An 8,212-nucleotide genomic window follows, 5' to 3' on the forward strand; every position below is an offset into this window, starting at 1 on the left:
CGGGGGTCTTCAGGTGGCTTTGACGACAATCGCCGTGATGTTATCGGGGGCGCCCCGGGTCAGGCCCAGGTGCACCAGGCTGCGGACCACGTCATAGGGGTCGGCATGGGCCAGCACGTCGCGGATCTCGGCGTCTTCGGCGGTCTTGTTCAAGCCGTCGCTGCACAGCAGGTAGGTGTCGCCGGGCAGTACCTGGAACGGCACCATCGACAACTCCAGTTGCGCCTCCACGCCAATCGCCCGGGTGACGATGTTCGCCCGTGGGTGCACCCGCGCCTCGGCCTCGCTGAGCAGGCCGCTGTCCTGCAGGTCCTGGACATAGCTGTGATCACGGGAAACGCTTTCCAACTGGCCGTCACGCAGGCGATACAGGCGACTGTCGCCGGCCCACAGGCAAACGCCTTCGGCCCCGCGCGCCGCCAACAGCACCACGGTGCTGCCCATCATCGCCACGCCGCGATGGGCGGTTTCCTCGCGCACGGCGGCGTTGACCTCGGCCAGCCGCGAACGCAACGCCGAGGTGTAGAGCGCCAGGGAGTCCGAGGGCGGAATGCGCCGCAGGGTGTCGACGATCAGGCTGCTGACATAGTCCCCCGCCGCGTGCCCGCCCATGCCGTCGGCCACCACCCAGAGCCCGGCGCCGGGTAGTTCCAGGCAGGCGTCCTCGTTGATCTGGCGAACCATGCCGACATGGCTGTAGCTGGCCGACTGGTAAGTGATTGCAGGTGTGTGAGCCATTTAGATCGACGCCCCCCTGCCCAGGAGGAAACTGCCGAAATCGGCGGTCGCCGGCAGGCCCGCGCAACGCATCAGTCCCGCCTCGATCCGCTGCGACCCCCGTCCCCACCAGAGGCTGCTGCCGACGCAGGCCTGCTCGGCCAGGGCGCTGGCGCGGCTCGGCGCATCGAGCGCGGCAAAGCGCTGCAAACCGGCGAACTCGCTGCTCGGTGCCCGGTTGGCGAACGGCAGGCCGCCCAGGTCCTGGACCCCCTGGTCGAAAGCCTCGAAACCGGCGTCTTCTTCCAGTGTCGCCAGCAACAGGGCTTCGGCCCGTTCGAACCAAAGGTCCGCGCCACCGACCACCGCCGCCAGGGCATGCCCGGAATCGAGGGCCACGGCCACGGTCAGCGGAAAGTAGCGCCCGACCCGGTCGATGCTCGGCATCAACACCCCGGCCACCGCGTCCGCCCCGCAGACGCCCGGCGCCAGCACAAAACGCCAGAGCGGGCTGACCAGGTACACGCCCAGCCAGTCAGCACCGAGTTGCTGCTGGCTGGCGAGCAAGCCCGAAGCCAGCCAGGCATCCCAGGGCTGGATAAAGCTCTGCGGCAGGCCACGGCTGACAAAGTCGCCGCGGCTGGCCAGCTTGCCGTAGAAACCCACCGTCGTCATAACCGCTCCGGCAGGCTGAAGCCATTGAGCACGCGGCTCTTGAAGGGATTGAAGGCGCTGCTGGCGCGCAACTCGTAGGAGATGCTCGCGCCGTCCACCTGCAACCGCAGGTTGAAACGATCCGGCGCGTTGCCGGCCACCAGGTCCGATTGCTCCAGCAGGCGGAACCAGGCCCAGGGCCCGTCCAGGGTGATCCCGGAACGCCCGCTGGCCGACGGCGGCGTGATCGACAGGCGCACCACGCCGACGCTGCCGGGGTTCGGCCATTGCATTGCCACCGGCCGGCTCGGGCCGTGGTCATAACCGACCTGCTGGCCGTCGAGCTCAAGCTGGAACTGGGTGATGGACGCATCCATCGCTACCGGCTTGAGTTCAAAACGCACGGTCGGCTGGGTGCCACCGGAACGGAAGAACGCATCGCGAATCGCCGCGGCACGCTGGAAGGTCTGCAACACGCCAGGGGAAATCCCGAGCTTCTGCGCCGCCCCCGGCTGCCAACGCCAAGGGGTCGCCGAGGTGTCGACGTAGGGTTGCAGGTACTTGCGGAAGTAGTTGTCCATCACCCCGCCAACCCCGAAGAACAGGCCGAAGTCCTCCAGCGTCGCATCCCGGGCACTGCCGGGCGCCAGCGGATAACGGCCGCTGAGGGATTGCCGGTAGACGTTGAGCACTTCGCTGGTCCAGGCCGCGTTCAGTTGATTACGCACTCCGCCCATCATGCTGTTGGTGGTGGACGTGACCACCGACTTGACCAGCCCCTGGACCAGCGGTGGCTGGCGTTCGGCATTCAGGCTGACCCGTGTGGCAGCGGCCGAGGCCTGGTTCTTCGCCTCACCGAGCAGCGCATCGCCACTGGCGCCGGACATGGCGCTGACCTGCACATAAAGCGCATTCAGGTCCGCCAGCAAGGCATCGATGGCCGCCGGCTCGCCTTCACCCTTGTTGACCAGGGCATTGAGCTCGGCGAAGTGTGCGCTGACCGGATCCTGCGTCTCCACCGGCGCGGTGTTGCCCGTCGCCTGTTCCTGACCAAGCAGGGAACCGAGGCGTTGCTTGAGCTGGTCGACATTGCCCTCGACCGGCTTGCCCTGGGCCGCCAACTGGCGCTCTTCCTGTTGCAGATCGGTTTCCTTGGCCACCGCCACCAGCAGCTTTTTCAGCGGCGAGGTCGGCCCGGAAATCACCCGCAGCACATCGGAGGCCTGGGCCACGCTGGTAATGGGCACGAAGTCGATATCGGCGAGCAAGGCGTCCCACTGGCGCAGGTAGTCCTGGAAATACAGGCGCCGCACATCCGCCGCCAGGCTGGCGACGTTCTGCTGTTCGGCCGGGTCGCGGCCCAGCACCCATTGCTCTTCGGCAACGGTATTGGCCTGGTTCAGGCTGGTCAGCAGGAAGGCCTGGCGATAACCCTTGGCGGTGAAGAAGCCGCTCAGGGGATCGCCCAGGGGCTTGCCGCTCTTGCGACTGAACACCAGCGCCGCATCCCGCCCGGCGGCCTCGTTCAGGCGGAAGTCCGGCACGCCGTCCGGCAGTTTCTGCCGTTTGACCCGGTCATAGACCCGCTGCGCCACCGGCAGCTGTTGCAGTTGACGGCGCAGGTCGTCGATCAGTCGCTCGTCCAGCCGGGCATTCGGCGGACGGCGTTCGAACAGGGCTTGCAGATGCTCACCAAGGGCAACGCGCTGCTCGGGCGGCAAATCCCGTGGCAGGCTGCGGTCCCAGTCGAGGGCGATCCAGGCCTTGATGAATTGCGGGTCGTAATGCTCGTTGTCGGCCAGCATCAGGTAGGCCTTCAGGCCTTCGTAGAGGAAGTCCGAATTGCCGCCGCCGTGCAGTTGTTCTTCGACCCGGGTCAGCAGACGCGGCGCGAACACCGCGATCAGCAACTTGCGATAGACGCTGGCGGACTCGGCTTCGAGCATGTCGCCCTGGTACAGGCCCAGGCCTTCGGCCCAGCCCGGCGCGTCACCCGCCAGGTGCTTGACCGCATTGAGCAGCGGCAGCACCGCCAGCACGTCGCGTTGCGCCGGACTGAGCGCCTGCACGCTCTGGCCCAGGGGAGCGACCTTCTGGTCGACCTGGGCGATATACGCCTCGTTGGCGCGGAAACTCACCCACCACAGCGTACCGACCACCAGCACCACCGCGGCCGTGGTCGCCAGCACCCCACGGGCCAGCCATTTGCGCCGCCGCTCGACCTTGGGGTTGACCCCCACCAGCCCGCGCTCGGCGAAGGCCACGGCGGTGAACAGCTTCTCGATAAAGTAGCTGCGCCCGCTGCCGCTCTGGCGCGCCAGCTGCTGGCGGTCGAGGTTCATGCTCTGGGCCATGGCGCCGATCAGGCGGTCGATGGGGCTGCCTTCCTGGGTGCCGCTGGTGAAGTACACACCGCGCAGCAAGGCGCGATCTTCATAGGCATTGGGCTTGAACACGCCGTCGAGGAAATCCTGCAGACAGGTCTTCAACGCGCCGAACTGCTGCGGGAAACCGTAGATCAGGTCGCGCCGCGCCGGGTCGCGTTCCTGTTGCAGACGCTCCACCAGCCGCGCATTGAGGCGCTGCTCGAGCCCGGCAAACTCTTTCTGAAAACTCGCCAGCGGACCGGCGGCGTTCTTGCCGTCGTCCAGGTCGAAGGTCATGCCCCAGACCTGAGCCCGCTCTTCCTTGCTCAGGGCGTCGAAGAACTCCATGAACCCCGGCACCAGGTCGAGCTTGGTCAGCATCAGGTAGATCGGGAAACGCACACCGAGCTGGGTGTACAACTCCTGGATACGGGCGCGGATCGCCGTGGCATGGGCGGCCCGTTCGGCGTCGGTACTGAGCAGCAGGTCCGACAGGCTGATGGCGATAAAGGCGCCGTCGATGGGCCGTCGCGGACGCTGGGTTTTCAGCAGGTCGAGAAAACCCAGCCAGGCCGCCTTGTCCACCTGGGCATGGCTGTCCTGGGTGGTGTAGCGACCGGCGGTGTCCAGCAGCACGGCTTCGTCGGTGAACCACCAATCGCAGTTGCGCGTACCGCCGACACCGCGAATCGCCCCGGCGCCGAACTGCGCGGCCAGGGGGAAATGCAGCCCCGAGTTGACCAGCGCAGTGGTCTTGCCCGAACCCGGCGGGCCGATGATCACGTACCACGGCAGCTCGTAGAGATTGCGACGTTCGTCACCGCCGAGCTTGGCTTTCTTGAGCAGCGCGAGGGCCTCGGCCATGCGCTGGCGCAGGGTCGCCAGCTCTTCGGCGGTGGCGACACTGGCAGGGTCCGGCGGGGTTTCCGCAGCCAGGCTCTGCATGACCTTGGCGGCCTGGCGCCGGGCCTGGATCAGACGGAACACGCGGTAGGCGATCCACACCGCGAAAATCAGCACGATCAACGTCCAGCGCCGGCCTTCCGGCACCAGCACTTCCAGCAGCGGACCGACAAACCAGATGATCAGGCTCAGGGCAATCAGCCCCAGCAGCGGGATCACCCAGCGAACGACAAAACCGAAAAACGCCTTCACTCGACTCCCTCCGCCAAGACTGTGATTTCTACCCGACGATTCTTCGCCCGGCCCTCGGCCGTAGCGTTCGAGGCCAACGGCTCGGTGTCGCTGCGCCCTTCGGCGCTGAAGCGTGCAGGCGTGCCGGTCTTCGCCGCGAGGATCTGCAGCACCTGCTCGGCCCGGGCCTGGGACAGCGCCCAGTTGGACGGGAAACGCAGGGTCGCGATGGGTCGGTTGTCGCTGTGCCCGGTGATCCGCACCTGGCCTTTCACGTTGCGAATGGCATCGGCGATGCGCAGCATCAGCGGCTGGTAGTCGTCGACAATGCTCGAGCTGGCCGAGGCGAAGAGTTCGTCGCCGCGAATGGTCACCACCGAGCGGTCGACCTTGTCTTCCACGGCGACCTTGCCGGCCTTGATGTCATCGGCGAGGAAACCGGCCAGGCGTGGCCGTTCCACCACTTTGGGCTGGACTACCGGACGGTCGATGGTCTGCACCGGGATCTCGCCCAGGGCATGGATATTGCGAAACACCGGCTCGGCGTCGGAAGCCAGCTTCAGGCGCAGGCCGAACAGCAGGACCAGCAACAGCGCCAGGCCGATGGCGATACCGACCCAGGGCGGCATGAACTGGCTCAGCCGATCACGCACCACCGCCAGGCCACGCCAGTGCGGCGACAACTCACGTTCATACTCGCCACGGGCACTGCGGATCGCCGCGCTGGTGCGCTCGCGCAGGGCATCGAGCTGGCTGCGACCGTCGATCATCACCCGGTAGCGGCCTTCGAATCCGAGGCAGATGCACAGGTACAACAGCTCCAGCAGGTACAGGCGTTCGCGCGGGCTTTGCAGGCAATGGTCGAGCAATTGGAAGACCTTTTCGCCGCCCCAGGCTTCGTTGTGCACGGTGATCAGCAGGCTCTGCTTGCCCCAGTCACCGGCACTGCCCCACGGCGTGCTCAGCACGGCTTCGTCGAGGGCGGTGCACAGCGCGTAACGCGCCAGCAACACCTCGTTGCGGGCCATACCGGCACCTTCGGCGCGCTCTTCGAACTGGCGCAGGTAGGCCAGCAACTGCGCCCGCAGGCTGGCCGGCGCCGGATGGGCGATGGTGTTGCGCAGGCGCGTCAGCAGCGCCAGCAAAGGGCCCGCCGCGCTCTCCAGCGGATTCAGGCCTTGGGACTGGCCGATCGGCAACGGCGCGGCCGGCACCGACAACGGTGCCGCCGGTTCGGCGCGGGCAGGCTCCGGCGCCCGGCCACCGGGACGCGGCATAAACTGGGTACGGTCGTTGGCAGGCAACGGCTGGCCCGACAGATCATCATTGGCATTCATCGCGGCTTACCCTCGGATTGCCCAGAAGGCCAGGTTCAAGCCGGGAAAATCGCCGGCGACATGAAAGGCGAAACCGCCGGAGTTCTGCAGCTGTTTCCAGTGCTCGCTGCCCCGGTCGAGTTCGTAATAGGTGGACCCGGCATGGAACGGAATCTGCCGTGGCGCCACCGGCAGCGGCAGCAGGCCGATGCCCGGCAATTGCAGGTTGACCAGGTCGCGGATGTGCTCCACCGAGCCGACCTTGCTTTGCTGGGCAAAGCGCCCGCGCAGGGTTTCGCTGGGGATATCGGCACGCACCACGAGGATGAAGCTGGCGTTGTCGATCAGGCCGCGGTCCGCCAGCATCGCCACATGGATGCCATAGGCTTTCTCGACAATCGGAATCGGCGTCGCCTTGCTGTCGATCAGCATCGACAAGGCTTCGCGTAGGGCCTGCATGACCGGCGCGAAGCTCAGCGCCAGGTCATCGTGCTGATACGCCGGGAACGCCGCCGGGCGCCGACCGCTACTGGAGAAGGTGGCAAACTCGCCGGCCAGGCTCACCAGCTCGCTGTACAGGCGCTCCGGGTGCAGCGGGCTGATCTGGTTCAGGTGGCTGATCAGCGGCTGCGCCCGGTTGACCAGTTGCAGCAGCATGAAATCGGCAATCTCCGAGGCCCCGCCGGCGCCCGAGGCCACCACGCGCCCGGCCAGGGCTTCGCCACGCTGGTGCAGCAGGCCCAGCAGTTCGCCGCGAAACGCCGTCAGCGGTTTGCTCGCCGTCACATCGAGCACCGGCGGGATATAGCTGTCGTCGAGGACCAGGGCGCGGTCGGCGCGCTTTTCCTTGACCCGCACCAGACCGATGGCGGCGTAATCGCCCAGGCCATCCTCGGCGGTCAACAGGCGCAAGGCCCGCGAACCCAACGCTACCGGCGCACGGTTTTCGAACGGCGCGTTATCGTCACGGACTTCGCGGACCTGGCTCAGGTAACGCGCACCGCCCAGTGCCTCGCCTTCGTCGACGGTGTCCCGCGAGCCGGCGCGCTTGAGCGGCAAGGCCAGGTAGACCAGGCCGTCGCGCAGGCTCTCGTCGATGGTCAGTGGGCTCGGTGCCAGGTCATCGTGAGGGATGTTGAACGGCGTGCCGTCCGGCAGCAGGCCCCGGGCCGAGACGATGGCCAGCTTGCCCTGTGCCAGCAAACCCTGGTCGATCAGCAGCTCGGAAAAACCCCAGGCGCCGACGGCCAGCGGCCGGCTGCGCGCGTCGATCAGGTTTTCCAGATAGCGGTCATGCTGCTGGAAGTGCTGCGTTCCGATGAACATGCCTTCCGACCAGACCACTCGATTGTTCCAGGACATGGCTTCTCCGTTTGCCTAAGGGGCGGGGCGGGTTGGGGTCACGACAATGGCGCTGCGCACGGCGCGCACATCGAGGCTGATCTGATAGTCGTTGAGTTGCTTGGGCGTGATGGTCAGCAGCGTGCGCCACAGCGCCTGGTCGACTTCGCGGTAGCCCACCACCAGGCCGACCTGGCGGGTCGCGGGGTTGAGCGCTCGTTCGATGTCCAGTTGCTCGCCGGGCTGGACCAGGACTTCGTCCTGATCGATGAGATCGGCACCGAGGGTCGCCTGGGCACGGTCGGCCAGGGCGAAGTAGTCGGCGCGGTTGAAGTTGGCGCTGTTCTTCAGCTCGAAGATGCGCACGCGCACGGGTGCGGGCACGCCGTCGGCGCCGGGATTGAGCCCGCCAATGGCGTGGAAATGCAGGGAAGCGGTGGCACTATCGGCCACGGGGGCGTCAGCGGGCGCTGGGGCAGCCGCGTCCTTGGCACATGCGCCGAGCAGCAGCGTGAGGGCTGCGGCCAGTAACACTCGGTGAATCATCCTGCGTCCTCAATGACGTTATGAACTTTCCGTTAAATCCTGTTTTGCAACCAACCGTTGGAGCTGTGGTGCCGGTACTGGCCTCTTCGCGGGCAAGCTCCGCTCCCACAATGTCCGGGCCTGACCGAAAGTTTGCGG

6 protein-coding genes are annotated in these 8,212 nt (G+C 66.7%); all 6 read right to left on the reverse strand.

Translation table 11 applies throughout. The features are described from left to right. Nucleotides 1–9: 9 nt before the first annotated feature. Genes CWE01_RS19655 through tssJ form a run of 6 tightly spaced genes read right to left on the reverse strand, consistent with a single transcriptional unit; the run spans nucleotide 10 to nucleotide 8,074 of the window. Nucleotides 10–738, reverse strand: a complete 729-nt coding sequence (locus CWE01_RS19655; protein ID WP_100942203.1) for a PP2C family serine/threonine-protein phosphatase — start codon at nucleotides 736–738, stop codon at nucleotides 10–12. Next, entirely contained in the window at nucleotides 739–1,392 is a 654-nt protein-coding gene (tagF, locus tag CWE01_RS19660; RefSeq protein ID WP_100942204.1) for a type VI secretion system-associated protein TagF, read from the reverse strand. Then, nucleotides 1,389–4,892, reverse strand: coding sequence for a type VI secretion system membrane subunit TssM (tssM, locus tag CWE01_RS19665; RefSeq protein WP_100942205.1), 3,504 nt, complete (start codon nucleotides 4,890–4,892; stop codon nucleotides 1,389–1,391). Before tssM ends, tagF begins: the two co-directional genes overlap by 4 nt. Further along, nucleotides 4,889–6,208 (reverse strand): DotU family type VI secretion system protein, encoded by a 1,320-nt coding sequence (locus tag CWE01_RS19670; protein WP_100942206.1) that lies wholly within the window; start codon nucleotides 6,206–6,208, stop codon nucleotides 4,889–4,891. The genes tssM and CWE01_RS19670 overlap by 4 nt, the downstream gene beginning before the upstream one ends. 6 nt (nucleotides 6,209–6,214) lie before the next feature. Beyond that, the gene (gene tssK, locus CWE01_RS19675; RefSeq protein WP_100942207.1) at nucleotides 6,215–7,549 is read right to left on the reverse strand and encodes a type VI secretion system baseplate subunit TssK; all 1,335 of its coding nucleotides are present in this window, start codon (nucleotides 7,547–7,549) and stop codon (nucleotides 6,215–6,217) included. A gap of 15 nt (nucleotides 7,550–7,564) precedes the next feature. Next, the gene (gene tssJ / locus CWE01_RS19680; RefSeq protein ID WP_100942208.1) at nucleotides 7,565–8,074 is read right to left on the reverse strand and encodes a type VI secretion system lipoprotein TssJ; all 510 of its coding nucleotides are present in this window, start codon (nucleotides 8,072–8,074) and stop codon (nucleotides 7,565–7,567) included. Nucleotides 8,075–8,212 lie beyond the last annotated feature (138 nt).

The organism is Pseudomonas sp. QS1027, from assembly GCF_002814235.1.
Lineage (GTDB): Bacteria > Pseudomonadota > Gammaproteobacteria > Pseudomonadales > Pseudomonadaceae > Aquipseudomonas.